The sequence below is a fragment of the Streptomyces sp. S063 genome (assembly GCF_002832675.1).
Taxonomy (GTDB): domain Bacteria; phylum Actinomycetota; class Actinomycetes; order Streptomycetales; family Streptomycetaceae; genus Streptomyces; species Streptomyces sindenensis.
The window spans coordinates 2,446,679-2,471,722 of the sequence record NZ_CP021707.1 but is presented as its reverse complement, the minus strand read 5'-3'; the positions used below and the strand labels follow the sequence as shown (position 1 = coordinate 2,471,722).

The window sequence follows — 25,044 nt, the reverse complement described above, 5'->3', positions numbered from 1 at the left end:
ATCAGCAGCCCCCTTGGCGCCCGTTCGGGCACCCAGACAGATTGTCCGACACCGAACGGGATCGCAAGGGTGAAACAGACCGTTTACCGGTCATACGCACGATTTGGTCCCAGGTTGTGGAGGGGGTGTGACGAAGTGCGTAGACGCGCTCGCGCCCCTGGGTGTCGTCGCATGTCAGACAGGGAATGATCAAGGCCCCCTCACGGAACGTGAGAGGGCCTTGACTGTGCGTGCGCCGTCAGGGACTCGAACCCCGGACCCGCTGATTAAGAGTCAGCTGCTCTAACCAACTGAGCTAACGGCGCCTGCTGACCTGGAGAACTCTACCCGACGCGCCGGGGTGCTCCGAACCATTTACCGGCCGCCACGCCCCATCAGATAGTCGTTTTTTTCCTTTGTTCCGTCAAAATGCGATATGTCAGGAGAGTTAAAACGCCGACGTCCGTTGCGGCTGCGCCCAAAGATCTTGACGAATGACGAGTGCGGAGGGGAATCGCATGTCTGTTCCGGTCTTCGAGGAGTACGAACCCGCCATCGACTGCGCCTGCGCGGGGTGCGCGGAGCGGCGGCGCTCCGCCGCGCGGGCCCTGCCGGTGCGGCGCGGCGGCCATCCCGCCGCGCACGGCGCGCGACGCGCCCTGGTGCTGGCCACGGCCGCCGGGGTGGTCCTCTCCTGCGGGGCCGCCGGCGCGGCGGCCGCCGCGGGCCACGCCCCCTGGGCCCCGCGCGCCGACGGGGACGCCGACCCGGAGCCGGCCCCCGCCAACCCGCAGGGCGAGAAGGGGCCGCTGCGGGGCACCGGGGCCTCGGGCCCGCCGTCGGCCGGAGCGGCGGCGCCCAAGACCACCCGGGCGGCCATCATCGACCGGGCGCAGCGGTGGGTGGACGCGAAGGTTCCGTACAGCATGGAGAAGTACTGGTCCGACGGCTACCGCCAGGACTGCTCCGGCTATGTGTCGATGGCCTGGAACCTCGGCGCCAACGAGTGGACCGGCAGCCTCGCCGCGTACGGCACCCGGATCGCCCGGGCCGACCTCCAGCCCGGTGACATCCTCCTCTTCCACAACCCGGCCGACCCGGCCAAGGGCTCGCACGTCACGATCTTCGGCGGCTGGACCTCCAGCGCGCGCACCCACTACGTCGCCTACGAGCAGGCGCGCCCGCGGACCCGGAAGCAGTCGACGCCCCTGGCGTACTGGAACAACTCCGACCGCTACGTCGCCTACCGCTACAAGGGGGTCACGGGCGGATCGCCCGGCTCCGGCTCCTCGACCGCCTTCCCCGGGGCCGAGCGGTTCGGTCCCGGCGCCGACAACAAGTACGTCACCCAGCTCGGCCAGATGCTGGTGCAGCGGGGCGGCAAGCGGTTCTACGCGGTCGGCCCCGGGCCCGAGTGGGGAACGGCGGACAAGCGCGCGACCCAGGCGTTCCAGCAGGCCCAGGGCTGGAAGGGCAAGGAGGCCGACGGCATCCCCGGCCCGCACACCTGGCGGCTGCTGACCTCAGGCGGCGGACGGAACATTCCGGCCGCCGGCGCGGGCGGCAGCCCGAGTACGGCGGTCGCGTTCCCCGGGCGCGGCTATTTCCAGCCGGGTCAGTCCAACAGCCATGTCGACCGGCTCGGCAAACAGTTGGTGAAGAAGGGATACGGCAAGCACTACGTGTCGGGCCCCAGCCCGCTCTGGACCGAGGCCGACCGCCGCAACGTCGAGGCGTTCCAGCGGGCCCAGGGCTGGCGCGGCGGTGCGGCCGACGGTTATCCGGGGCCGGAGACCTGGCGCCGGCTCTTCGCGTGACGGACGCGCACGACGTGACGGAAAGGAACAGGGAACCGGTGACCAACGACGACCAGACCCCCCACAGCCCGGACAACCTGGACGGCCAGCTCCCCCCGTCCCTCTTCGCCCCACCGGGCAGGGGGGCCCCGCCGCCGCTGTTCGGCCCGATCGCGGAGAAGACCCCACAGCGGGCCCCGGAGCCCGCGCCCGCACCGCCGGAGGCCGAGCGTGTGCCCGAGCCGCCGGAGAAGGGTGGCGCGGGCAGCGCGCCGCCGCCGTTGTTCCGTCCGGTGGGTGACGGGACCCCGCCGCCGGAGGCCGAGCGTGTGCCCGAGCCGCCGGAGAGGGGTGGCGCGGGCAGCGCGCCGCCGCCGTTGTTCCGTCCGGTGGCCGACCGGACCTTGCCGCCGGAACCCGAGCCCGCGTGGGGGCCGGAGCAGAAGCCTGGGCGCGGGCCGGAGGGCCATCCTGGCCGGGTACCGGGGGGTGGCAAGGTCGCGCCCTCTGGGGGCGGCAAGCACCCGCCCGCCCCGCCCCGGACCGCCGCCCCGGAGCCCTCGGAGCCTTCGGAGTCCTTGGAGCCCCCGGAGTCCTCGAAGCCTTCGGAGTCCTCGGAGTCCCTGGACGTGAGCCTGCACCCGGGGCCGGCCCGAGACCGCCCCGCTCCTGCCTCCCTCGCCCCGAAGGGCCCGCCCGCCGACCGCCCGGCCCCCGCCCCCGCCCGCCCCGCAGCTGAGGGTGCCCGCCCCGCCCCCCTCGACGGGAACCTGCATCTCAAGCCCGTCCGGCGACTGAGGACGGAACCCTCGGCGGAGTGGACCCCGCATCCCTCCTACGGGGCCGAGCCCGAAAGCCCGAAGCGTCAGGCCGGGGGCACGTCCGCCAAGGGGGCCGGCCCCGGGCCCGACACCGAGCTGGACCTCGTCCTGGACCTGGCCCCCGGCGACCGTGCCGCCTCGGCCACCTTCTCCGTGCCCGCACCGGCCGCCGCCGCCCCGGCGACCGCGACCACCACCGCGTCCGCCAACCCCGGCCGCCGCCACTCCGTCATCGCCAACGAGACCACGGCCTCCATCCCCGTACACCTCCTCTTCCGGGACGACCAAAAGCCGGCCGACGGTGCGGCGGCGCTGCCCGGGCCCGGGGCCGTCGTCCACCAGCCCGCCGGGGACCGCGCGCCCGCCACCCGGCGGCCCCCCGTGCCGCGTTCGCCGCAGACGCGGGTGCGGCCCTCCACCCGTCCCGCCCCGGTCGCTGATCCCCGCCTCGCCGAGCGGCCCGGGCCCGCCCTGTCCGGCTACGCCGCCCTCCTCGCCGGTGCGGCCGGGACCGCGGGTGCGCTGGCCGTCCTGTGGTGGCGCGGTGCGCTGCCCGCCGGCTGGCAGAGCGCCGTCGGCCTCACCCCCCGGCCCGATCTCGGCATCGGCATCGGCGCCTGGGCCGCGCTCGCCCTCCTCGCCACCGCGGTGCTCCTCGCGTTCGGTGGCCTCGGCCGCGGCCGGGTCGGCTACGCCTGGGTGCTGACGCTCTTCGGCGACTACCGGGGCAGCGTCCGCCGCACCGGCCTCGTCTGGGTCTCACCTCTCCTGCTGCGCCGCCGCGTCGACGTACGGCTGCGTCACTGGCGCAGCGAACCGCTGCCCGCCGTCGACGCGAACGGCACCGCCCTGCGCGTGGTCGTCCTCGTGGTGTGGCGGATCAAGGACACCGTCCGGGCCGTCCTCGGCATCGAGGACCACGAGGCGTATCTGAGCGCCCAGGTCGAGGCCGCGATGGCCCGGGTCCTCTCGCAGCTGCCCGCCGACGCGTTCCACGAGGACGCCCCGACCCTGCGCGACGCGGAGGCGGTCGGCGACGCGCTGACCCGGATGCTGAAGGCGGACTGCGAACCGGTCGGCGTCGAGGTGTACTCCGCGCAGCCGACCGGTATCGAGTACGCCCCCGAGGTCGCGGCGGCCATGCAGCGCCGCCGGATCGCCGCGATCGACTCCCGGCACCGCGACAGCGTGCTCACCTCCGTGGTGGACGCGGTCGACGACACCGTCAACCGGCTCACCACCCGCGGCATCGTCGAGCTCGACGACTACGAACGCAAGGCGCTCGTCAAGGACTTGACGGTTGCCTTCTACACCGGCCGCAGCGGGGGAGGGGACGGGGCCTGAGGGCCCGGGGAGGTTCCGGCAAGGGTCCGGGACGGCTCGGAGGGCCGCCGGAATATGACGCTCATTGGTCTGGACATGTTCACGCCGCGTCAATAATCTAAGACTTGGTCTAGACCGCAGCATCCGCGTCACGCACAGCACTCCGTACCAAGCGCGCAGCAGTCGAGCAATGCTCATGGAACCTCCCCCACGTTCTAGAGGAGCGACAGCCCATGCGGAAAAAGGCAAGCGCGGCCGTGATCGGCCTGGCGATAGCGGGCGTCTCGGTGCTCGCGACCACCAGCGCCAGCGGCCACGGCTACACGGACTCCCCGATCAGCCGTCAGAAGCTCTGTGCCAACGGCACGGTGACCGGCTGCGGCAACATCCAGTGGGAGCCGCAGAGCGTCGAGGGCCCCAAGGGCTTCCCGGCGGCAGGACCGGCGGACGGCAAGATCTGCTCCGGCGGCAACGGGCAGTTCGCCCAGCTCGACGACCCCCGGGGCGGCAACTGGCCCGCCACGCAGGTCACCGGCGGACAGGGCTACAGCTTCCGCTGGCAGTTCACCGCCCGCCACCGGACCAGCGACTTCCGCTACTACATCACCAAGAACGGCTGGGACTCCACCAAGCCGCTCACCCGGGCCGCGCTCGAATCGCAGCCCTTCATGACCGTGCCCTACGGCAGCCAGCAGCCGCCGGCCACCCTGACCCACCAGGGCACGATCCCCACCCAGAAGACCGGCAAGCACATCATCCTCGCCGTGTGGAACGTCGCGGACACCACCAACGCGTTCTACGCCTGCTCCGACGTCAAGTTCTGACGTTTCGTCGTGCGGTGTCATGAGGAGTACCGGCACCGTCGCGGAGCTCGTACGACGTCAACGGGGTGACCACCGGCCCGCCCTGATGCACGGCCCCACCGTGCTCACTCATCACCAGGTGGTCGAGGGCGCCGCCGCACGGGCGGCGCTCCTCGCGGATCTGCTGCCACGCGGCGGCGTACCGCACCTCGGCGTACTGCTCGCCAACGCCGTACCTGACCAGGATGAGGGCGGAGCGTTGTGAGCGAGGGAAGCACAGTGGGCGGTCTCCGCGAAGGAGACCGCCCACTGTGTGTCGTGCGCCGTCAGGGACTCGAACCCCGGACCCGCTGATTAAGAGTCAGCTGCTCTAACCAACTGAGCTAACGGCGCCTGCTGACTCGAAAATAATACCTGGTCCCGAGGGGTGCTGATGACACCCTCCGTCCGGGGCCCCCCGGAGCCCCGCCTAAGCCGTTCCGTGCCCGCCCACCGCGTCCGGGACCAGCGGCCTGATCCAGGCGGCGAACGGCTCCCGCAGCTCCTCGCCCGCCGACCGGGCGATCTCGTTCGGATCCTCGGCGGCCTCCAGGCCGAAGCGGTCGCGCAGCCAGGCCCGGAACGCGGGGTTCTCCGGACAGCGGCCGTTCCCGTCGTCGCCGTCCTCCTCCTCGCGCTCGTCGAAGTAGTCCAGGTGGTCCCAGCCGCACATCGGCTCCCAGCCGGAGGCGAGGATGCGCAGCAGCTCGGGCAGATCGCGGGCCACGACATGGACGCCCCCCTCGTCGCCGAGGAGGAGCACCGGCAGCGTGGCGAGGTCGGTGCGCTCGTCCCGCAGCCAGATGGCGTAGGTCGAGCCGGAGCCGGTGGCCTGCGCGAAGGGCCGGATGCGGTCGGAGAGCCGCGGATAGCCGCCGTCGTCCTCGCCGAAGGGGATCAGCTCGAAGCCGGGAGCGAAGTAGTCGTCGACGCTGTCCTCGAACTCCTTCAGGAGGTTCAGCGCGGGTACCGGTGCGTACATGACGGTGAGGCTACTGCCTGCGCCGTCCGGTGCCCGGCCGCTACAGCGCCAGCGACAGCAGGACCGGCGCCGCCCGGCGGCTCAGCGTCTCGGCCGCCGACCGCAGCCGGTGCGCGTCCTCGATCGGCAGCGACAGGGCGAGGCAGCCCGCGGCGGAGCCGGCCGTCAGCGGCACGGCCGCGCAGACGGTGCCCACCGCGTACTCCTGGAGGTCCAGCACCGGGACCGTGGCGGCCTGGGCGTCCAGCTGGGAGAAGAGGATCTTCTCGTCGGTGATCGTCCGCGAGGTGAGCCGGGCCGTCCGGTGCCGGGAGATGTGGTCGCGCCGCCCGTCGTGGTCGAGCTGGGCCAGCAGGCACTTGCCGACCGCGCTGGCGTGCGCCGAGGCGCGGAAGTCCACCCACTCGTTGACCGCGGGGGTGAGCGGCCCGTCCGCGACCTGGGTCACACTGACCTCGCCGTCCACATACCGGCTGAGGTAGACGGCCGCGCCGACGGAGTCGCGCAGCTCGGAAAGGGTGAGCTGGAGGCGGTCCTCCAGGGCCCGGCGGCGGGTCGCCCCGGAGCCGAGCAGCAGCAGGGACGCGCCGATGACGTACGCACCGTCGCTGACCTGCTCCACATAGCCCTCGCGGCGCAGCGTGAGCAGGAGGGAGGCGAGGTGGCCGGTCGGCAGCCCCGTCTCACGGGAGATCTGGGCATCGGTCACACCGTTGCCGTGCTTGGAGACCGATTCGAGCACGCGCAGGGCGTACTGCACCGAATGGAACGGCGCCGTCGGCTCGGGCTTCAACGCCACGGTGTCCCCCTACCAGGTTGTGACCGCAAGCTTTCGCCCCACGATAGCCCCCGGAAGGGCCCGGCGGGACGGCAGTTGACGAGTCGGTAGGGGCGCCCCGGAGCTGTCATCTGGGGCGCACCCGCCTGGCATATGCCACCGTCATGAGCGGCGTATCAACTCCGAGGTCACAGGACCGCGTTGAGGAACTCGCGCGTACGTTCGTGTGACGGGTCGGAGAAGATTTTCTCCGGGGATCCGGACTCCACGACCCGTCCCGCGTCGAACATCAGGACCTTCTCCGAGACGTCCCGGGCGAAGTTCATCTCGTGGGTCACGCAGAGCATGGTGATGTCGGTGTTGCGGGCGATGTCGCCGAGCAGCTCCAGCACCCCCGCCACCAGCTCCGGGTCGAGCGCGGAGGTCACCTCGTCCAGCAGCAGGATCTCCGGCTCCATCGCCAGCGCCCGCGCGATCGCCACCCGCTGCTGCTGGCCGCCGGAGAGCTGGGAGGGGTGGGCGTCGACCTTCGCCGAGAGCCCGACCAGGTCCAGCAGCTCCCGGGCCCGGACCTCCGCCTCCTCGCGGCTCTTGCCGAGCACGCTGACCGGGGCCTCGGTGATGTTCTCGATCACCTTCATGTTCGGGAAGAGGTTGAACTGCTGGAAGACCATCCCGATCTTCTTCCGGGACTCGCGCAACTGCTTCTCGCCCGCGGGCTTCAGCGAACCGTCCGGGGTGCGCAGGTGGGTCAGCGGGGAGCCGTCGACCCAGATCACCCCGCCGCTGACCTTCTCCAGCGTCATCAGCAGCCGAAGGATCGTGGTCTTGCCCGAGCCGCTGGGCCCGATCAGGGTGACGTGCTCGCCGCGGTCGACGGTGAAGTCCAGCTCGTCCAGGACCACATGGTCGCCGTAGCGCTTGACCACCTTGTCGAACCGCACCAGCGGCTCACCGGTGCGGGCCGCGGCCGGGACGGCGTCCTCGGGAACTGCGGCCGGCCCGGGCGACTCCGTCTTCTTCAAGGGGAGGGGATCAGTGGCCAAGGCGCTTCTCCAGCTTTCTCATCAACAGCGACGTGGGGTAGCTCGCGACCAGGAAGATCAGGCCGGCGAGGGTGAACACCTCGGTGTACGCGAAGTGGTCGGCCCCGTACTTCCGGGCCTCGAAGACCATCTCCTGCACCGTGATCACGGCGAGGAACGGCGTCTCCTTGAACATCGAGATCGCGTAGTTCCCGAGCGCGGGCAGCACATTGCGCACCGCCTGCGGCAGGATCACGGCCTGCCACGTGCGCCGGGGCGACAGCGACAGCGCGCGGCACGCCTCCCACTGGCCCTTCGGTACGCCGTCGATCCCGGCGCGGTAGACCTCGGAGGTGTACGCGGAGTAGTGGACGCCCAGCACCGCGATGCCGATGTACAACGGCTCCACCGTGTTGAACAGGGCCGCCGCACCGACCAGTTGCACGAGCAGCGGGGTGGAGCGGACGAACTCCGTGACGGCGCGCACCGGGACCGTCACGAACCTGCTGGGAGCGCGTCCGGCCATCGCGACGGCGAGCCCCAGCACGGCCGCCACCAGTGTGCCCAGCACGGTCGCGAGCAGGGTGATCTTGAACCCGTTCAGCAGGGCGGGCAGGGACTCCCCGACGGCGTTCCAGTCGAAGCCGTTCACCGGGCACCTCCCACGGCGGTCCTGGACGCGCTGCGGCTCTTGAACAGGCTCTTCGCGCCGGTGTCCAGGCCGAGCCGCCGCTTGGCGCTCCGCTCCAGCAGATTCATCAGCATCGTCAGGGCGTACGCCAGTACGAAGTAGACGGCCAGCAGGGTCAGATAGGCGGTCACCGTCTCACCGGTACGGTCGCGCAGCTGCTGCACCACCGTCATCAGATCGGCGGCCGAGAGCAGCCACAGCAGCGGGGTCGCCTTCAGCAACTGGATCAGCAGGTTGGTGAAGCTCGGGATCATCTGCACCCATGCCTGGGGCAGGATCACCTTCCACAGCCGTCTGGTCGGGCTCAGGTTGAGGGCGATCGCCGCCTCGTACTGACCACGCGGTACGGAGTTGACGGCGCCCCGCACCACTTCGGCGCCGTACGCACCGAAGTTGAGGCCGAACGCGACCACCCCGCAGGCCAGTGGCTCCATTTCGTAGCCGGTCAGCATCGGCATCGCGTAGTAGAACCAGAACAGCTGGACGTAGAGGGAGGTGCCCCGGAAGAACTCCACGACCACCCGGGAGAACCCGCGGGCCAGGAGCAGCCTGCTGCCCGCCATCAGCCCGAGCGCGAACGCCAGCACTCCGGCCAGCAGCGCGCCCAGGACCGTGGCCTGGAGCGTCACCCACAGACCGGACCGGACGCGGGGGAGTTCCTCGACGAGGAGGGAGAAGAAGTCATTCATGCGTGCGCCCCCGCCCGCCCCGTCAGCCCTTGCACAGGTCCGCCGTCCTCAGGTCCGCGGGCGGGATCTCCGTCTCCCCGAACCCGTACGGCTCCAGCAGCTGCACATAGCGCGAGCGGTCGGAGACGATCTTCTTCAGTTCGCGGTTGAAGGAGTCCCGCAGGTCCTCGTTGCCCTTGCGGAACACCGCGCCGCCGGGGGAGAACTGCTCCTTGCCGTCCAGCTTCGGCACGAACGCCTCGGTGACCTCGGTGTCCGGGTTGGTCTTCGCCAGCCAGCGCAGCGAGATGCCGGTGAGCAGGAAGGCGTCGATCCGGCCGCCCTTGACCGCGTCGGCCCCGTCCTGCGGCTTCTGCAGCGTCTTGATCTTGCCCTCGGGGATGCCAGCGCCCTTGGCGTAACTGCCCTCCACCGCACCCGACATCACACCGATGGTGACCCCCGCCTCCTTCGCGGAGTCCAGGTCGGTGAGCTTCTTCGGGTTGCCCTTCCGCACCATCAGCGCGGTCGGCGAGATGAACTCCGGCTCGGAGAAGATCGCGTTGCCGCAGCGCTCCGGGGTGATGGCCATGCCCGCGCTGACCACGTCGTACTTCCCGGCCTGGAGCCCCGGGATCAGCCCGTCCCACTCGGAGAGCGTCGGCTTGAGCTCGTCCACCCCGAGGGCCTGGAAGATCTCCCGGTGCAGCGTCGGGGCCTCGCCCTTGAGCTCCTCGCCCTCCAGGTAGCCGTACGGGGCCTCGTTGGCGTACGCCACCCGCACGAAGCCCTGCTTACGGAGCTTCTCCAGGGCGCCCTCGCCGGTCGCGGAGCCGGAGTCGGTCTTGCTGCACGCGGTGAGGAGGCCGGGAACGACCAGGAGGCCGCCCACGGCCGCCGTTCCGTTGAGGAAACCCCGGCGGGACAGGTTCGGGAATTCAGCCATGGTTCGCAATCTCCTGGAGGTCGAACAGTCCGGACAGGGTGAGCGCCTGCCCGCTCCCGTACGTCTATGCGGGTAGCCGGATGCATGTAACCCAACAGTGGCCGGAAGGAGACCTTCCCGTGCCCGGAGAAGGCGGAGTGCGACCGGAGATGCGCGGGGCGTGTTCCCCGCGGCGGAGGATTCATGACTCCGCGTCCGCCACTTCTGTGATCAGCTGGTGCCATGGTCGCCATATGGACAAGCGTCGTCGCGGTCGGGGGAACGCTCCTGGGAGCCGCGGTCACGCACCTCTTCCAACGCCTCACCGCCGCGCGCACGGAGAGGTTCTCCCGGTCCGAGGCGCTCCGGCAGGAACGCACGGCCACCTACAGCGCGTTCGCCGCCGCGGCGGAGGAGTACCGGCACGGGCAGGCGGGCCGCTGGTACCGCATGGCGCGGGGCCGGGCGGCCGAGGAGTTCACCGAGGCGCGCGACGAGGCCCACCGGCTGCGCACCGCCACCCGGCAGGTGCTCTACCGGGTCAAACTGCTCACCGACGACCCGGAGGTGGTCGGCGCCGCGGAGGAGGCCTACCGGCGCACGCGGGACGTCTCGACCGCCCAGGACCAGGCCGAGCACGACGCGTTGGACGCCGCGGCCAGGGAGTCCATCGAGGCGTTCGTCGTCCGGGCCGCGCCGCTCACCCGGTGACCCGGTCGCCGGGTTCACCGGGCCCGTTGAGTCCGGCGAGGCCGGGGGAGAGGTCGGCGGAGGGGACGTAACCGCGTTCCTTGTCGACGACGTTGGGCAACGGCTCGCCGCGCGCCCAGCGTTCGTACAGCGCGACGAACTGCTCGCCCAGCCGGTCGCGCCACCCCACCGTGTCCCCGCTCAGGTGCGGTGAGACCAGCAGCCCCGGTACGTCCCACAACGGGCTGTCCGGGCCCAGCGGTTCGTCCTCGAACACATCGAGCGCCGCGCCCGCGAACCAGCGGCGGTTCAACGCGTCCACCAGGTCGGCCTGGACCACGCTCGCCCCGCGCCCCACGTTGATGAAGCGCGCCGACGGCTGGAGCAGCCCGAAGAAGCGGGCGTCGAACATCCCGCGCGTCGTCGCGGTCAGCGGGGCCGCCGCGATCACCCAGTCCGCCCGCGCCGCCAGCCGGTCCAGATCCGCCGCCCCGTGGATGGTGCGCCGGGCGGTCCGCCCCACCAGGGCCACGGTGACCCCGAGGCCGTGCAGCAGCCGGGTGATCTCCCGGCCGATGGGGCCCGCGCCGACGACCACCGCCCGGGAACCGGCCACCCGCTGCCCCTCGCGGTGGTGCCAGTGCCGCTCCCGTTGCAGCTCCAGGGTGCCGGGGAGGTCCTTGGCCATCGCCAGCACCAGCCCCGCCACGTACTCCGCGACCGGCCGCTCGAAGATCCCCCGCGCGTTGGTCAGCACGGTGTCGGAGGCGACCAGCTCCGGGCAGAGCAGCCGGTCCACGCCCGCGCTCGCCGTGTGCACCCAGCGCGGCCGGCGCCCCGGACCCGGCCAGGCGTTCCGTACGGCGTCCGACGCGAAGTCCCACACCAGCAGCACATCGGCGGCCGGCAGCCGCTCGGCGAGCGTGGCGGCGTCCGCGTGGCGCACATCCACCCGGCCGGTCAGCCGGCCGAGCCGCGGGGAGGGGTCGGCGTCGAGGACGAGCAGGACGGGATCCGGCATGGGTGGTCGGCCCTCCGCGGCGGAACGGACAAGACGGAACGGACAAGATCGACCGCCCACGCTCGCAGCAGCTCACCGCCGCGTCAACGACGCCCGGCCGCGCGCCCCGGCGGCCGCCCGGGGGAATACTGGGAACAAGTCGGGGCAAGAGTGACCGGTCGCGCGGTCACGGCCGCCGGAGCGTCCGGAGGGCCGCGGCGGCCCCGGGGCCGCCCCGTGACGGGCCCCGGCCGGGATTCCGAGAGGGGCCCGCCCGCCGCGACCCGGCGAGGGGACCCGCCCGCCGCGCGGCGAGCCGTCGACGCACAGGAAAGGGTGGACATGACGACCGTAGGACTTCTCTACCCGGGCCACGCCGCCGAGGACGACTTCCCACGGACCGAGATCCTGCTCGACACCGACATCCGGCTGCCGCTGTTCTCCACCGAGACCGGCGAGGACGTCTACCGCGCCGACGCCCTGCGCGAGCAGGGCGACCCCGACCGGATCGCCGAGGGCGTCGAGGAGCTGCGCCTGGCCGGGGCCGAGGCGTTGATCTGGGCCTCCAGCGGCGGGAGCTTCGGGCAGGGCTGGGAAGGCGCGCACGAGCAGATCGCCACGCTCGCCCGGGCGGCCGGGCTGCCCGCCTCCAGCACCTCCATCGGCTTCGGCCACGCGGTACGGGAGCTGGGCGCCCGCCGGGTCGCCGTCGCCGCGCCCTACCCGGACGACGTCACCGGGCTCTTCGCCGCGTTCCTGGCGTCGGCGGGCATCGAGGTGGTGGCCGCAGCGTCCGGCGGGGCCGGTTCGGCGGCCGAGGCCGGATCCTGGGGCCCGGACGAGGTGAAGCGGCTGGTGCGCGAGGCGGACCACCCGGACGCCGAGGTGGTGCTGGTCCCGGACACCTCCCTGCACACCACCGCGTACCTCCCCGAGCTGGAGGAACTGGTCGGCAAGCCCGTGCTCACCGCCAACCAGGTCACCGTCTGGGAGGGGCTGCGCCTCACCGACCGCCGGACCTGGGCGCCCATGCTCGGCACCCTGTTCGCCACCCGTGAGCCGGTGCTGCGGCAGCTGGAGCCGAAGGGCATCGAGGTACGGGAGTAGCGCGCCGCGTCGGCCCCGGGCCCGCCGGGAACGTGCCCCGTGCGAGCCCGCGCCCTTCGGGAACGTGCCCCGCGCGAGCCCGCGCCCTTCGGGAATAAAGCGGAGCCAGCCTCCTGTTGTACTCCTCCGATACGCAGACGTACGGACGACAGCAGCACCGGGAGAGGCCGACACGTGGACGACATCCGACGCGACGAGACCAGCGGCGACGCGAGCGGCCGGGCGGCCGACGGCGACGGGATCCGGGGCGCGGCAGCCGGGACGGCCTCCGTTCCGCTGTCCGTCCTCGACCTGGTCACCGTGGGGCAGGGCCGCACCGCGACCCAGGCCCTGCGCACGAGCGTGGAGATCGCGAAGCTCACCGAGAGCCGCGGTTTCCACCGCTTCTGGGTCGCCGAGCACCACTCCATGCCCGGGGTCGCCTCGTCGTCCCCGGCCGTGATCCTCGCGCACATCGCCGCCCACACCGAGCGCATCCGCCTCGGCTCCGGCGGGGTGATGCTGCCCAACCACGCCCCGCTGGTGATCGCCGAGCAGTTCGGCACCCTGGAGGCGATGGCCCCGGGCCGGATCGACCTCGGGCTCGGCCGGGCCCCGGGCACGGACGGCGCGACGGCGGCGGCGCTGCGCCGCACGGACCGGCTCAACGACGGGGCCGATGACTTTCCGCAGCAGCTCATGGAGCTGATCCGCTTCCTGGACGACGACTTCCCGGACGGACACCCGTACGCCCGGATCCACGCCGTGCCGGGCCCGGTCCAGGCGACGTCCCCCGGCGGGGTCCAGTCCGCGCACCGGCCGCCCGTCTGGCTGCTGGGCTCCTCCGGCTTCAGCGCGCGGCTGGCCGGGACGCTCGGGCTGCCCTTCGCTTTCGCGCACCACTTCTCGGCGCAGAACACCATCCCTGCGCTCGACCTGTACCGCGAGTCCTTCCGGCCCTCCGCCGTGCTGGACGCCCCGTACGCCCTGATCGGGGTCTCGGCGCTGGCCGCCGACGACGAGCGCGAGGCCCGCCGCCAGGTGCTCACCGGGGCCCTGTCCATGGTCCGGCTGCGCACCGGCCGCCCCGGGCTGATCCCGAGCCCGGAGGAGGCGGCGGCGCACGACTTCTCCCCGATGGAGCGGGAGTTCGTCGACGGCTGGCTCGCCAACGTCATCCACGGCACCGCCGACGAGGTCCGCACCGGCCTGGACGACCTGGCCAAGCGCACCGGCGCCGACGAGCTGATGATCACCGCCAACGCGCACGGCGGGGACGCGCGGCTGCGCAGCTACGGCCTGATCGCGGACGCGTACGGGCTGCCCGCAGGCTCGTAGGGGCCTGTCGGCCGCTCCGTGGACCGTGCGGGGTCCCGGTCAGCCCTCCAGCGGCCGGGATCCGATCAGCCCCGCGATCTGCTCCGGTGCCACGGCCCGCGAGTACAGCCAGCCCTGACCGGTGTCGCAGCCGATCCGCCGCAGCCGCTCCGCCTGCCCGGCCGTCTCCACGCACTCCGCGGTGACGGTCAGGCCCAGGCGGTGCGCCAGCTGCACCATGGCCTCCACGATCGTTTCGTCGGCCGGACTCGGATGCGTACCGTCCTCGTACCGGAAGCCCTTCACGAACGCCCCGTCCAGCTTCAGCACGGAGACGGGCAGCCGGCTGAGGTAGGCGAGGTTCGAATAACCCGTCCCGAAATCGTCGATGGCGATCCGGACACCCATGTCGCTCAGCGCCTGGAGGGCTCTCAGCGGGCGACCGCCCGAGCCCATCACCGCCGACTCGGTCAGCTCCAGCTGGAGCAGCCCGGGGGCGAGCCCGGTCTCGGCCAGGATCTGCGCCACGTCGGCCACCAGGTCGGAGTCCCAGACCTGCCGTACGGCGACGTTGACGCTGATGAACAGCGGCGGCTCGTCCGGATGGTCCAGCTGCCAGCGCCGCGCCTGCCGGCACGCGGTGCGCAGCACCCACCGGCCGAGCTGGACGATCGAACCGTCCTCCTCGGCGATCTGGACGAACCGATTCGGCGGCAGCACGCCGAACTGCGGGTGGTTCCAGCGCACCAGCGCCTCGACCCCGCGCAGCACCCCGTCGGCCATCCCGACCAGCGGCTGGTACTCCAGCGTGAACTCGCCGCGCTCCACGGCGGGCCGGAGCGTCGAGGAGAGGGATTGGCGGGTCATACGGTGGGCGTTGCGCTCGGGGTCGAACAGGGTCCAGCGGGCCCGGCCGTCCGCCTTCGCCCAGTACAGCGTGGTGTCGGCGGCCTGCATCAGACCGGTGGGCGAGGTGCCCGCGGCGGTCCGCTCGACCACGCCGATCGACGCGGAGACCGAGAGCCGCTGGCCTGCCAGGTCGAACGGCTGCTGGAGCGCGGCGAGGACGGAGCGGGCCAGGTCGGTCAGCTCCTGGGTGCCGGCCGAGTCCTCGACCAGGATCGCGAACTCGTCGCCGCCCAGGCGCGCCACCAGCCGGCTGCCCCCGGCGTTGCGGGAGGCGTCGTTCTCGGCGCAGTCGGTGAGCCGCGCGGCGACGGCCGCCAGCAGCCGGTCCCCGGTGCGGTGGCCCAGGGTGTCGTTGATCGCCTTGAAGCCGTCCAGGTCCAGGTAGCAGAGGCCGATCCGGGCGTGCTGCCGGGGCGGCAGGGAGTCGTCCTGGTACGGCGGGGTCTCCAGGGTCGAGGCGAGGCGCTCGAAGAACAGCGTCCGGTTGGGGAGCCGGGTCACCGGGTCGTGCATCTGGAGATGGCGCAGCCGCTCCTGGAGCTCCCGCCGGTCGCTGACGTCCGCGACCGTCAGGAGCACCCGGGCGGACTCCGCCGCCGAGGCCCCCGTCATCGGTACGACGGTGATCTCGGCCCACAGGGAGCGCCCGTCGGGGTGCTTGAGGCGGCGCGTGCAGCGGAACCGGGAGCGGCGGCCGAGGAGGACCTCGCGGTACGCGTGCCACGTGCGGTCGTCGGTGGCGAGGTCGAGCAGTTCGCACGCCTGCCGCCCGGCGAGGACCGCCGCCGGGGCCCCCAGCAGTCCGCCGAGCGCCTCGTTGGCCCGCACGACATGGCCCCGGCCGTCGACGACGCCCATGGGGAGCGTGGCGGCGTTGAACGCCGCCCGGTAGTCGCGCAGCTCGGAAGCGGTGAAACCGGCGTCGCCACCGCCGGGACCGGTCCGGGCGGAATCGGTCCGGGCGGAATCGGGCCGGATGGGACCGTTCTCGGCCGGGACTGCCGTATGACGCTCCGTGACCGGCGCTGCGGGCGTGCCCGGGGCCGTGCCTGCCGAGGCCCTCGGCCCTTCGGAGGTTCCGCTCACCGCTCGCTCCCGCTGTGAAGGTCGATGTGAACTGGTGGGGTCGGACTGGCCACCGGGTGGTGGCCCCGTGAAGGGGCCCGTTCCACGCGGGAAAGCGTGGTGAAGCATAGAGGGTGGCGCGTCGGCCGTTCCAGCTCGCCGTCCGGTCCGGGCCACCGCGCGCGGCCGGAAGTGATCGGGAGCCGGCATTCCGCTTTGCCCGGACCTGGTCATTTCTGCGCGGATCTGTTGCATCGGTCGACCGGACTGACCGACGGTGACGTTCCGTGAAGGTGTGGGTGGTGATTTTGACCGCTGACCCGTGTGGGGCAGCACAACAGGGCGTGGCGTGGTGAGGCGGCACAGGGTGGACGGGATGGACCGTGTTTCCCCACCCGGAGGTCGATGTGCCGTGCCGTCGCGGACCCGGGGGAGATCGGCGGCCGCCCCTGCGCAGTCTGGCCGCCGCCGCGACCTCCCTCCTGGCGCTCGCCGCCATGTCCCTCGCCGCGGGCCCCGCAGTGGCCGCCACGGGGGACGCCGCCGCCTGTGCCCTGCCCCGGACGGAGGCGCACCACTCGCTCGGCCTGAACACCTGGAACGCGGCCTATCCGCGCCCCGACCGGGGTCTCGACGCGGTCATGATCTTCCTGTCCTTCCCGGACTCCGAGCCCGTGCTCACCCCCGAGGAACTCACCGCCGACCACTTCCCGGCCACCACCCGCTTCTTCGAGCGCGCCAGCTACGGCCGGTTCACCCTGCGCGCGCACCCGCAGCGGAGCTGGACGCAGATGCCGCGCGACTCCACCTGGTACGCCATAGAGCGCGACTGGAACGCCGAGCGGCGCACCGCCTATCTGCGGGACGCCGTCGCCGCCGCCGACCCGGAGGTGGACTTCTCCCGGTACGACGTCGTCTATCTGGTGGCCGACCCGGACGCACCCGGCGTCGACTCCGACGCCACGAAGGTCGTCAACTTCGACCGGCCGCTGCGCGCCGACGACCACGACATCCGGCGTGTCGTGACGGTCTTCGAGCAGCACCCGCCCGACCGCAACGTCCTCGCCCACGAGACCGGGCACGTCTTCGACCTCGCCGACCTCTACCACCGGCCCACCGACGGCAAGGGCGACTGGGACACGTACGTCGGCGACTGGGACGTCATGGGCAGCCAGTTCGGCCTCGCCCCGGACCTGTTCGGCTGGCACAAGTGGAAGCTCGGCTGGCTCGGCGGCCGGCAGGTCGTCTGCGTCCGGGGCTCGGCCGACCTCACCCTGGAGCCGGTCGCCGCCGCCCCGGTGCCCGGCGGGTCGATCGGGACCCGGCTCGCCGTCGTCCGTACCGGCGCCGACAGCGTCCTGGCCATCGAGGCCCGCAGCGCCACCGGCAACGACCGGGACACCTGTGCCGAGGGCATCCTGATCTACCGCGTCCGCAGCGGCACGGCCTCCGGCGGGGGACCCGTCGAGGTCGTCGACACCCATCCGGAGACCGGGGCCTGCTGGGAACGCTCGGTCTACCCGCCACTGGCCGACGCGCCGCTCGGGGTCGGCGAGACCTTCACCGTCCCGGGCGCCGGCACCCGCGTCGAGGTCGCCGACCGCACCCCGACCGGCTCCTGGACCGTCCGGATCACCGCCGGAGTCTGAACCCCCGGCGTCCGGCCCGGCCCCGGTCGTTCGCGCACACGAAGAAGCCCCCCGCTTTCGCGAGGGGCTTCTTCCGTCTGTGCGCCGTCAGGGACTCGAACCCCGGACCCGCTGATTAAGAGTCAGCTGCTCTAACCAACTGAGCTAACGGCGCCTGCTGACGTCGTAGACATTAGCACCCTGATCCGTCCGAGGAAAAATCGACGGTGCGGCAGCCCGGGAGGAGGCGGACCGGCTCACCCGCACACATGCCCAGAGCAGCACATCGGGACCCGGCAGCCAGGGGTTGCGGGTGTCGGGGGCGACCACCCAGCGCGGCCCGCCGTCCGACGACGCGCAGGTCAGCGGCGGTACGGTCACGGCGTCCCCGGTGCCGTGGCAGAGCAGGGGCGGCACCGGCCCGCGTCCGTCCCCGGCCTCTCCGGAATCCTCGGAACCGCCCGTTCCCCACTCCTCCCAGGCGAGCAGCGAGGGCAGCCGCTGGGCCGTTCCCGGGGCCGCGAACAGCAGCATCCGGCCCCGGTGCGTGGCGACCGGACCGGAGCCGGGACCCTCCGCCCAGAGCCGCTCCAGCATCCGCCGCCCGAACAGTGCCGGTACGTTCACCACGTCGAAGGCGGAACCGCAGGGCAGCACTCCGGGGGCCGTGGGGCGCTCCTCCCACTGGGCGAGCGTGCTGCGCGGGTAGGGCGTCGCCCCGGCCAGCCAGGCGGCGCCGGCCGCCGTGACCTGTGCGGCCTGGGATCCGGACTGGTCCCGCAGCAAGGCGAAGATGTCGACGCCGTGGTGCGCGACGGCGGCACCGGCCTGCAGGGTCGTTGTGTCTTTCAGCCATGCGCTCATGAAGCAAGGTCTACCGGGAGTGACGGAACTGATTCCGAGAGTTGCCGGAAACCGGGACAGGCGAGGAGGGGGAGGGGTATCTTGCGCGCCGGAATATGCCACGGGACCTGACCCCCGGCCTGACGGCGCAGCATCTGCCCCGGCCGCCCCACGGGCCACAAAGGTCCCGGAGGCCTCACAGGTTCCGAAGGCCCACGCGCAGTTCCGGGGGAGTCGGGCCCGGTCCCCTGCGTCAGGCTCCCGGGGAGTCCAGCAGCGAGCGGCCGAACTCGATCATCTTCTTCGCGTAGTCCTCGGTCCACTCCGCACGCTCCGCCACATCCGCGGCGGTCAGCCGGTCGAACCGGCGCGGGTCGGCGAGCTGCGCCGCCGCCATCGCCTGGAACTCCACCGACCGGTCCGTCGCCGCGCGGAAGGCCTGCGTCAGCTCGGTCGCCCGGGCCAGCAGCTCACGGGGGTCCTCCAGCGACTCCAGGTCGAAGAAGTGCTCCGGGTCCGCCGTGGCCTGAGACGGCTCGAAGAGCAGCGGCGCGGGGCGCAGCCGCTGCCGTTCGTTCCGCTCGGACTCTGTCATGTGCTGTTCCTCCCTCGCACGGCCAGGACGGCCACCCTCCATTGTCCAACCCCCCGCAAGGGGGCCCCGGGGCCCGAGCTTCGCCGGCCGGCCACCTCTTACGGCTTCCAGCGCACCTTGTGCTCCGCGAGATGGGCGAGCACCGCGTGGTTGGCCTCCCAGCCGTCGGGGAACTTCACCGTGACGCCCAGCTGGACCGGCTCCGTGGACGGGTGCTCGTCCAGCAGGTCCGCCACCCCCTCCCGGCACACCACGACGCAGGCGTGCCGGTGCCGGGACGCCAGCACGCACAGGCGGCCCGTCTCCAGGTGGAAGGCCGTGGCGTCGGGGCGGCCCGACAGGGGGTGCAGGACCACCGTGACGTCGAACTCGCGGCCCTGGAGCCGGTTCGCCGTGTCGACCGCGACGCCCGTGACGCCCAGCTCCGCGAGCGCCGCCCGCACCGCCGCCGCCTGGTCCCGGTGAGCCGTGCCGACCGCCACCCGGTCCGCCGTCACCGGCACCGGCTCCTCGGCCCGCTCGCTGGTGGCGACGCCGCCCCGGTCCAGCAGCCGCCGGACCACCAGCGCCACCGCCCGTACCGCCTCGGGGTCGGTGCGCGGGGTGTGCCGGGCGGGCAGCTCCAGCAGCCCCCAGCCGGACTCCGCCGCCTCGTCCAGCACCCGGTCGGGCCCCGACCCGTCCGACGCCACCCCGAAGGAGAGCTTCCGGTCCCCGTGGTCCGTACCGCTGCGGAACGGTGTGTACGGGTAGAACGCGTCCGACACCAGCGGCGCCGCCGACGCCGGGAGCCGCCAGGAGACCGGGAGCCGGTGCTGCGGCAGCTCCGGATTGTGCGCGAGCAGCGTGGACACCGCGCTCGCGGAGGGGTCGTAGCTCAGCCCCGCCCACTGGTCCGCGCCCACGATGGAGAAGGGGTCCAGCTGTCCCGGGTCCCCGACGAACAGCGCCCGCTCGAACAGCCCGGCCACGGCCAGCAGCGCGTCCGAACGCATCTGGTACGCCTCGTCGACGATGGCGTGCCCCCACGGCTCCACGTTCTTCACGTGCGCCCACTTGGCGGCCGTCGAGATCACCACGTCGAGCCCGGCCAGATCGGCGGCCTTCGCGGACTTCGTGACGTTGGCGAGGCCGTCCAGGACCTTGTCGTACGGGTCGGAGTCGCTGCTGTGCAGCCGCCCCACCGGCAGCTCCGGGTCCTTCTCCGCGAGCCGTACGACCAGGTCGTCGACCTGGGCGTTCGTCTGCGCGATCACCATCAGCGGATGGCCGGCGGCGGCCAGCTCCAGGGCCGCCCGGACCACCAGCGTCGACTTGCCCGCCCCCGGGGGCGAGTCCACGACGACCCCCCGGCTGCCGCCGTGCAGGGTGTCGTCGAGGATCGCGCCGGTCGCACGGGCCGCCGCCGCGCCCGGATCGAAGACGGTGCTCACGGAAGGTCCTCCCGGATGGCAGTGGTCACAGCAGGTCCTCCGGGGTCACGGGGTCGGGTTGCTCCGCGCGCGTCGCGGCGTCCGCGCCCGGCGGCCCGCCGTGGGTCCACGGCGTATCGTCCGGATCCGGCAGCTTCGGCCCGCCGCGCTGGTCGTGCTCGAACAGGGTCCAGGAGATCCGCGCCCCGGGCTCCGGCACCGAACCGGGCGCGGGCTCCTTGCCCCGGCCCATCCGGTCCAGGATCCGCAGCACCAGCAGGCTTTCGCCGTCCTGGCCCGTCTCCTCCTCGGCCCGCACGAACTCCGCCGTCTGCGGCTTGCCCTCCAGCGTGCGGTAGACCTTCGTCCGCTCGCCCAGATGCGGCCGCTCGTCCGTGCGGACGGTGACCAGCGGGCGCGGCGACGGCCGCTTCGACTCGGTGTACGTCATCTCCACATCCGTCACCGTCGCGACGAACGCCTCGCCCGCGAGCCGCCGCCCCGCCAGCACCAGCGGATCGTCCAGCGCCTCCTGCGCCTCCAGCTGGGCCTGGGCGGTCTCCCGGGAGGCCAGCTTCTGTGCTGCCGTCACCGCGTCGTCGCGGCGCGGCTGCGGCGGCTCGCCCGAGCGCACCCGGTCGCGGTGCGCGGTGAACGACCAGCGGTCCCGGGTCCAGCGGTCCTCGGCCCGGGACCCCTCGGGCAGCTCCCGCAGCAGGTCGAGACCGCGCCAGACCGCATCCCAGGTCGGCAGCATGACCCGCGCCAGCAGCGAACGGATCTCCCGCTCGGCGCCGCTCAGCTCACCCAGGCGGGCGTCCGCGGCGAGCCCGTCCTCGGCGGACGCGAGGGCGGTGCGCGCCCGGTCGTACCGCTCGATCGCCGGGGCGAGGAGCCGGTTGTCGAAGTCCGGGTCGGTCGCCGGACCGGCCGGGGGACAGAGCAGCTGGCCCTCCGCGTCCCGGGCCAGCTCCGCCCGCAGCGCGGCCTCGGCCCCCGAGGAACCGGCCGGCGGGTCGATCCAGGACAGCAGCGCGCCCAGGTGCTGGTCCTCCAGACTGCTCTGCCCGGTCGCCCAGTGCCGGTTCAGCAGATCCGTGGCGGCCAGCAGCAGCGAGGAGCCGGGCACCCGGGCCCGCTCCCCGTAGTGCGTCAGCCAGCGGCCGAGCAGCGGCACCCGGGCCGGGGCCGGATACGGGGTGTCCGGGTCGTCCTCGGCGGTGCGGCGGAACCGCATGGACCGGCCCAGCAGCCGGACGAACTCGACGCCCGCCCGGCTCGGCACGATCAGCTGGCCCGCGTCCGTGCACAGCTCGACCTCGACCTTGGTCTTCCTGCCCGTCGCCGGATCGGTCTCGTTGCGCTCGGCGGGCTCGACGACGTCCGCGTACGCCTCGATGTGCGGCAGGACCGCCTCCGCCAGCTCGGCCAGGAACGCGAACCGCAGGTCCCGGTCCCGGGGCTGGGCGACGGCCAGCAGCCGGGGCGCCTCCCGGTCCGTGCCGACCAGCGCCCCGAGCGGGGCCCCGGCCTCACCGGCGGTGGTCAGCGGCACCAGCACCAGCGGCCGGTCGGTGAGATGCCGGTGGCGGACGGTCGCGAGCGGCTGGGCACGGCCGGTGTCGACGGCCTCCAGCCGGGCCAGGGTGGTGATCAGCGACATGCGGCCGCACCTTCCGGCGCTCCGGCGCGTGCGACGGAGGCGGCTTCCCCCGCCTCGGCCCGCAGGGCGGCGGCGCTCTCCAGGGCCTCGGCCCGCAGCGCGGCGGCCCGGCGCAGCGCCGCGACCGTCGGATCGGCTGGATCGCCCTCCTTGCCCGCGGCGGCGGCCAGCACCCCGGCCACCGTCGTCAGCCCGCCCAGCTCACCGCGCACACTCCGGCCCAGCGCCTCCACCGCCCCCTCGGCCCGGGACTTCGCCCGGCAGTGGAAGGCCAGCTCGCAGGCGGCCAGGCACTCCGGGGCGTACGCCGGTGGCACCGCCGCCACCGCCGCGTCCAGCTCCTCCGACGGGCACGCCGGATCGAACGTCGTCCCCTCCGGGAGCCCCGCCGCGATGTCCTCGATCCGGGTCAGCCGGGTCAGCTGCCGCCGGGTCACCGCACGCTGCTTGCGTACGTCCACGACGGATGCGGTCGGCAGGTTCGAGAAGTCCTTGGGGCAGACCAGCAGCACCCGCTGACCCACCTCCGCACCCTCCGTGACCGCCGCGACCCGCTCCAGCGCCAGCACGTACACCGCGGCCTGCCGGGCGGCGGCGCCGACCTTCGACGCGTCGGCCGACGCGTCGATCATGGGAAACGACTTGATCTCGACGACCGTCCACCGGCCGTCGGGGTGCACGACCACCGCGTCGGGCTCCAGATACGCGGGGGAGCCCGCCACCTCCAGGGCCAGCATCGGATGGTCCAGCAGTGCCCAGCCGCCCGCCGCCGTGGCCTCGCGCAGCGCGAGCGCGGTGCGCGCCGCCCGGCCCTCGGGACCGGCGGCGCTCAGATCGGGGGTCGCGACGTCCGGGCCGGGGGCGGCGGAGGGGCCGCCCAGGCGCTCGTACAGCAGACGCAGCAGCTCCGCGCCGCCGTCGGCCTTGACCTTCGCCTCGAAGGCGTTGCCCCGCATGAAGGCGAACTGGGACTGCCCGAAGGGGGCGGGCGAGCCGAGCGCGGTGGCCAGCACGCCCTTGTCCACCCCGGCGCCGTCCAGCAGGGCCCGCCGCTTGCAGCCGGGGTTGGCGGCGAGGGCGGCCAGGGCTCTGGCGTCGAGCGGATGCGGTGCGACGGACGGACCGCGCAGCTCAGCGAGCCGCTGCCGCAGCGTCGTCGCTCGCGTCCGCGTCGGCGGCGTCTCTGGCCGCCGGGCCGCCGACTGCCGTGCCGGGGGGATCTGCGGAGGTGGTCCGCTGGCCGGGGATTCGCTCACCCGGGGAAGTCTTGCACCCGGCACTGACATCCGGGGACACGGTCGCCGGAATCGACGCGACGGCGGCGCTCGCGCCGCCCTGCTTCCGGCCGCCGGCAAGACCGCCCGGCAGGACGCCGGCCAGCCGCGCCTTGGCCCCGTCGGCGAACCGGATGACGGGCTTGACCAGCAGGGCCCCGACGCCCATCACGGCCGCGCCCGCGACGGCGTCCAGGAAGTAGTGGTTGGCGGTGCCCATCACGACGATCGTGGTGATCAGCGGATAGGCGATTCCCGCCGCCCGTATCAGCGGGTGGCGGCCGTGCCGCCACAGCAGGATCCCGCACCAGAGCGACCAGCCGACGTGCAGGCTGGGCATCGCCGCGTACTGGTTGGTCATCCCGCTCAGGCCGCGCGGCGCGCTCGCACCCTCGCCCCACCAGCCGTACGCGCTGTACTGCGCCATCGTGTCGACGAAACCGTGGCTCGCGTCCAGCAGCCGGGGCGGGCAGGTCGGCATCAGCGTGAAGCCGACCAGCCCCAGCAGCGTGGAGTTCATCAGCCAGACCCGGGCCGCCCGGTACGCCGCCGATCTGCGCCGGAACATCCAGACGAGGACGGCCGGAGTGATGACGTAGTGCAGGGAGGCGTAGGCGAAGTCGGCGGGTATGCCGATGGACGGGGTGCTGGTGAAGAGACGGTTCAGGGGGTGCTCGGCGTTGAGGTACAGCGCCTGTTCGAACCGGAGGATCGCCAGTCCGTGGTCGACCGCCGTCGACACGTCGCCGCGCACCAGGAGGCGGCCCACGGAGTACAGCGCGTACACCACCGCGATCAGTGGCAGTTCCGTCCACCAACGGGGCCGATGACCGGTCGCGGGCGGCGCGGTGGCGTGCGGCATCCGGTAGCTCCCCCATGTTCATGCGGCCGACGACGAACGTTCAACCGTACGGCGGCGCCGTGCCACCGCGTCCCCCGGGGGTCCCCTTCCGGACGTCCCGTACGCAGCGCTCCCGCCGTGGCCCGTTCCGTGGCACGGGGGACTGCGCAGGGTGGGACGCCCGCCGGGCCCGGGAGGTTGCCTGGCGGGCCGGTGCGGGATGATGGAGGACCCAGCACCAGCGTTCCAGGGAGAGCCTTCATGGCACCGCGCATCCTGCTCGCCCGGCACGGCCAGACCCAGTGGTCGGTCCGGGGCAACCACACCGGCAGGACGGACATCCCGCTCCTCGACAGCGGGCGCGAGGGCGCGAAGCTGCTCGGCGAGCGGCTGCACCGGGCGCCGTGGGCCGGGCTGCCCGGGGTCGAGGTCCGCACCAGCCCGCTCGTCCGGGCCGCGGACACCTGCGACCTCGCCGGTTTCGGGGAGCGGGCGGAGCGGTGGGACGCGCTGATGGAGTGGGACTACGGAGCGTACGAGGGGCTGACCCCGGCCGAGATCAAGGCGGAGCGGCCGGACTGGCTGATCTGGCGGGACGGGGCGCCGGGCGGGGAGTCCGTCGCCGACGTCACCGCCCGTGCGGACGAGATCGTCGCGTGGGCGCGGTCCTCGGACCGGGACGTGCTGGTCTTCGCGCACGGCCACATCCTGCGGGCGCTGGGAGCCCGGTGGCTCGGTGAGGACCTGTCCTTCGGCGCGCGGATCCGCCTCGAGCCCACGTCATTGTCGGTTCTGGGCTGGGCGTACGGCCTGCCGGCCGTGGAACGCTGGAACGACACGGGCCACCTGGACCGCTGACCGGCTTTCGGAACCGTTCGCCGACGGGCGGGA

Annotated in this window: 22 protein-coding genes, 3 tRNA genes and 1 pseudogene; 9 read left to right on the top strand and 17 right to left on the bottom strand. The window is 73.0% G+C overall.

Annotated elements, in window-relative coordinates:
• Positions 1-231: 231 nt before the first annotated feature.
• Positions 232-305 (bottom strand) — tRNA-Lys (locus tag CCZ36_RS11130).
• A 192-nt stretch (positions 306-497) separates the two neighbouring features.
• On the opposite strand from CCZ36_RS11130, the gene CCZ36_RS11125 reads away from it, so the two are divergent.
• The 4 genes and pseudogenes from CCZ36_RS11125 to CCZ36_RS11110 all read left to right on the top strand — a co-directional run.
• Entirely contained in the window at positions 498-1,796 is a 1,299-nt protein-coding gene (locus CCZ36_RS11125; RefSeq protein ID WP_069738554.1) for a peptidoglycan-binding protein, read from the top strand.
• Between the two features lie 38 nt (positions 1,797-1,834).
• The gene (locus CCZ36_RS11120) at positions 1,835-3,940 is read left to right on the top strand and encodes an SPFH domain-containing protein (protein ID WP_237302628.1); all 2,106 of its coding nucleotides are present in this window, start codon (positions 1,835-1,837) and stop codon (positions 3,938-3,940) included.
• Between the two features lie 212 nt (positions 3,941-4,152).
• On the top strand, positions 4,153-4,743 hold the full coding sequence (locus tag CCZ36_RS11115; protein WP_069738556.1) for a lytic polysaccharide monooxygenase auxiliary activity family 9 protein: 591 nt from the start codon (positions 4,153-4,155) through the stop codon (positions 4,741-4,743).
• 19 nt (positions 4,744-4,762) lie between these two features.
• A pseudogene (locus tag CCZ36_RS11110) lies at positions 4,763-4,951 on the top strand (acyl-CoA synthetase); the annotation flags it as partial.
• Positions 4,952-5,041: 90 nt separating this feature from the next.
• Here CCZ36_RS11110 and CCZ36_RS11105 read toward each other — a convergent pair.
• The 7 genes from CCZ36_RS11105 to ehuB all read right to left on the bottom strand — a co-directional run bounded on the left by CCZ36_RS11105 (position 5,042) and on the right by ehuB (position 9,851).
• Positions 5,042-5,115, bottom strand: a tRNA-Lys gene (locus tag CCZ36_RS11105).
• A 76-nt stretch (positions 5,116-5,191) separates the two neighbouring features.
• The gene (locus CCZ36_RS11100; protein WP_069738558.1) at positions 5,192-5,743 is read right to left on the bottom strand and encodes a hypothetical protein; all 552 of its coding nucleotides are present in this window, start codon (positions 5,741-5,743) and stop codon (positions 5,192-5,194) included.
• Positions 5,744-5,783: 40 nt separating this feature from the next.
• A complete protein-coding gene (locus tag CCZ36_RS11095; RefSeq protein WP_128817563.1) occupies positions 5,784-6,542 on the bottom strand; it encodes an IclR family transcriptional regulator in 759 nt (252 codons plus the stop codon).
• A gap of 167 nt (positions 6,543-6,709) precedes the next feature.
• Complete coding sequence (gene ehuA, locus CCZ36_RS11090; RefSeq protein ID WP_128817562.1) at positions 6,710-7,567, bottom strand: ectoine/hydroxyectoine ABC transporter ATP-binding protein EhuA; 858 nt, start codon at positions 7,565-7,567, stop codon at positions 6,710-6,712.
• Positions 7,557-8,198 carry an ectoine/hydroxyectoine ABC transporter permease subunit EhuD gene (ehuD, locus tag CCZ36_RS11085; protein WP_128817561.1) on the bottom strand — a complete coding sequence of 214 codons (642 nt, stop codon included), beginning with the start codon at positions 8,196-8,198 and terminating at the stop codon, positions 7,557-7,559. The genes ehuA and ehuD overlap by 11 nt, the downstream gene beginning before the upstream one ends.
• Positions 8,195-8,926 carry an ectoine/hydroxyectoine ABC transporter permease subunit EhuC gene (gene ehuC, locus CCZ36_RS11080; protein ID WP_128817560.1) on the bottom strand — a complete coding sequence of 244 codons (732 nt, stop codon included), beginning with the start codon at positions 8,924-8,926 and terminating at the stop codon, positions 8,195-8,197. The genes ehuD and ehuC overlap by 4 nt, the downstream gene beginning before the upstream one ends.
• A gap of 22 nt (positions 8,927-8,948) precedes the next feature.
• Complete coding sequence (gene ehuB, locus CCZ36_RS11075; RefSeq protein WP_069738563.1) at positions 8,949-9,851, bottom strand: ectoine/hydroxyectoine ABC transporter substrate-binding protein EhuB; 903 nt, start codon at positions 9,849-9,851, stop codon at positions 8,949-8,951.
• A gap of 222 nt (positions 9,852-10,073) precedes the next feature.
• Here ehuB and CCZ36_RS11070 point away from each other — a divergent pair, with 222 nt between their 5' ends.
• Entirely contained in the window at positions 10,074-10,541 is a 468-nt protein-coding gene (locus tag CCZ36_RS11070; RefSeq protein ID WP_128817559.1) for a hypothetical protein, read from the top strand.
• Here CCZ36_RS11070 and CCZ36_RS11065 read toward each other — a convergent pair.
• The gene (locus CCZ36_RS11065; RefSeq protein ID WP_128817558.1) at positions 10,531-11,541 is read right to left on the bottom strand and encodes a D-2-hydroxyacid dehydrogenase; all 1,011 of its coding nucleotides are present in this window, start codon (positions 11,539-11,541) and stop codon (positions 10,531-10,533) included. The two genes, CCZ36_RS11070 and CCZ36_RS11065, sit on opposite strands and share 11 nt — an antisense overlap.
• Before the next feature lie 321 nt (positions 11,542-11,862).
• Between CCZ36_RS11065 and CCZ36_RS11060 the strand changes: the two genes are divergently transcribed.
• Together CCZ36_RS11060 and CCZ36_RS11055 are read left to right on the top strand one after the other, a co-directional pair.
• Positions 11,863-12,627 carry a maleate cis-trans isomerase family protein gene (locus CCZ36_RS11060; RefSeq protein ID WP_069742634.1) on the top strand — a complete coding sequence of 255 codons (765 nt, stop codon included), beginning with the start codon at positions 11,863-11,865 and terminating at the stop codon, positions 12,625-12,627.
• A gap of 174 nt (positions 12,628-12,801) precedes the next feature.
• Positions 12,802-13,944, top strand: coding sequence for an LLM class flavin-dependent oxidoreductase (locus CCZ36_RS11055; RefSeq protein WP_069742633.1), 1,143 nt, complete (start codon positions 12,802-12,804; stop codon positions 13,942-13,944).
• Between the two features lie 39 nt (positions 13,945-13,983).
• Here CCZ36_RS11055 and CCZ36_RS11050 read toward each other — a convergent pair whose 3' ends face one another.
• Complete coding sequence (locus CCZ36_RS11050; RefSeq protein ID WP_079134129.1) at positions 13,984-15,918, bottom strand: putative bifunctional diguanylate cyclase/phosphodiesterase; 1,935 nt, start codon at positions 15,916-15,918, stop codon at positions 13,984-13,986.
• 386 nt (positions 15,919-16,304) lie between these two features.
• Between CCZ36_RS11050 and CCZ36_RS11045 the strand changes: the two genes are divergently transcribed.
• Positions 16,305-17,546 (top strand): M6 family metalloprotease domain-containing protein, encoded by a 1,242-nt coding sequence (locus CCZ36_RS11045; RefSeq protein WP_069738568.1) that lies wholly within the window; start codon positions 16,305-16,307, stop codon positions 17,544-17,546.
• Between the two features lie 80 nt (positions 17,547-17,626).
• Here CCZ36_RS11045 and CCZ36_RS11040 read toward each other — a convergent pair.
• From CCZ36_RS11040 to CCZ36_RS11010, 7 genes are all read right to left on the bottom strand, one after another.
• A tRNA-Lys gene (locus CCZ36_RS11040) sits at positions 17,627-17,700 on the bottom strand.
• Positions 17,691-18,389, bottom strand: a complete 699-nt coding sequence (locus CCZ36_RS11035) for a bifunctional DNA primase/polymerase (protein WP_069738569.1) — start codon at positions 18,387-18,389, stop codon at positions 17,691-17,693. Before CCZ36_RS11035 ends, CCZ36_RS11040 begins: the two co-directional genes overlap by 10 nt.
• Before the next feature lie 232 nt (positions 18,390-18,621).
• Positions 18,622-18,963 (bottom strand): hypothetical protein, encoded by a 342-nt coding sequence (locus CCZ36_RS11030; RefSeq protein ID WP_069738570.1) that lies wholly within the window; start codon positions 18,961-18,963, stop codon positions 18,622-18,624.
• A 98-nt stretch (positions 18,964-19,061) separates the two neighbouring features.
• Positions 19,062-20,396, bottom strand: a complete 1,335-nt coding sequence (locus CCZ36_RS11025; RefSeq protein ID WP_069738571.1) for an AAA domain-containing protein — start codon at positions 20,394-20,396, stop codon at positions 19,062-19,064.
• A 25-nt stretch (positions 20,397-20,421) separates the two neighbouring features.
• Complete coding sequence (locus CCZ36_RS11020; protein WP_069742631.1) at positions 20,422-22,038, bottom strand: hypothetical protein; 1,617 nt, start codon at positions 22,036-22,038, stop codon at positions 20,422-20,424.
• The gene (locus tag CCZ36_RS11015; RefSeq protein WP_079149637.1) at positions 22,029-23,063 is read right to left on the bottom strand and encodes a hypothetical protein; all 1,035 of its coding nucleotides are present in this window, start codon (positions 23,061-23,063) and stop codon (positions 22,029-22,031) included. The genes CCZ36_RS11020 and CCZ36_RS11015 overlap by 10 nt, the downstream gene beginning before the upstream one ends.
• Before the next feature lie 106 nt (positions 23,064-23,169).
• The gene (locus tag CCZ36_RS11010; RefSeq protein WP_128817557.1) at positions 23,170-24,174 is read right to left on the bottom strand and encodes a phosphatase PAP2 family protein; all 1,005 of its coding nucleotides are present in this window, start codon (positions 24,172-24,174) and stop codon (positions 23,170-23,172) included.
• A gap of 240 nt (positions 24,175-24,414) precedes the next feature.
• On the opposite strand from CCZ36_RS11010, the gene CCZ36_RS11005 reads away from it, so the two are divergent.
• The gene (locus tag CCZ36_RS11005) at positions 24,415-25,011 is read left to right on the top strand and encodes a histidine phosphatase family protein (RefSeq protein WP_069738574.1); all 597 of its coding nucleotides are present in this window, start codon (positions 24,415-24,417) and stop codon (positions 25,009-25,011) included.
• Positions 25,012-25,044 lie beyond the last annotated feature (33 nt).

Bases quoted from the DNA above. Each gene is read 5' to 3' on its own strand.
- CCZ36_RS11070 (WP_128817559.1), top strand. From the start codon at position 10,074: ATGGTCGCCATATGGACAAGCGTCGTCGCGGTCGGGGGAACGCTCCTG.
- CCZ36_RS11005 (WP_069738574.1), top strand. From the start codon at position 24,415: ATGGCACCGCGCATCCTGCTCGCCCGGCACGGCCAGACCCAGTGGTCG.
- CCZ36_RS11010 (WP_128817557.1), bottom strand. From the start codon at position 24,174: ATGCCGCACGCCACCGCGCCGCCCGCGACCGGTCATCGGCCCCGTTGG.
- ehuB (WP_069738563.1), bottom strand. From the start codon at position 9,851: ATGGCTGAATTCCCGAACCTGTCCCGCCGGGGTTTCCTCAACGGAACG.
- CCZ36_RS11100 (WP_069738558.1), bottom strand. From the start codon at position 5,743: ATGTACGCACCGGTACCCGCGCTGAACCTCCTGAAGGAGTTCGAGGAC.
- CCZ36_RS11065 (WP_128817558.1), bottom strand. From the start codon at position 11,541: ATGCCGGATCCCGTCCTGCTCGTCCTCGACGCCGACCCCTCCCCGCGG.
- ehuC (WP_128817560.1), bottom strand. From the start codon at position 8,926: ATGAATGACTTCTTCTCCCTCCTCGTCGAGGAACTCCCCCGCGTCCGG.
- CCZ36_RS11115 (WP_069738556.1), top strand. From the start codon at position 4,153: ATGCGGAAAAAGGCAAGCGCGGCCGTGATCGGCCTGGCGATAGCGGGC.
- CCZ36_RS11020 (WP_069742631.1), bottom strand. From the start codon at position 22,038: ATGTCGCTGATCACCACCCTGGCCCGGCTGGAGGCCGTCGACACCGGC.
- CCZ36_RS11030 (WP_069738570.1), bottom strand. From the start codon at position 18,963: ATGACAGAGTCCGAGCGGAACGAACGGCAGCGGCTGCGCCCCGCGCCG.
- CCZ36_RS11125 (WP_069738554.1), top strand. From the start codon at position 498: ATGTCTGTTCCGGTCTTCGAGGAGTACGAACCCGCCATCGACTGCGCC.
- CCZ36_RS11035 (WP_069738569.1), bottom strand. From the start codon at position 18,389: ATGAGCGCATGGCTGAAAGACACAACGACCCTGCAGGCCGGTGCCGCC.
- CCZ36_RS11060 (WP_069742634.1), top strand. From the start codon at position 11,863: ATGACGACCGTAGGACTTCTCTACCCGGGCCACGCCGCCGAGGACGAC.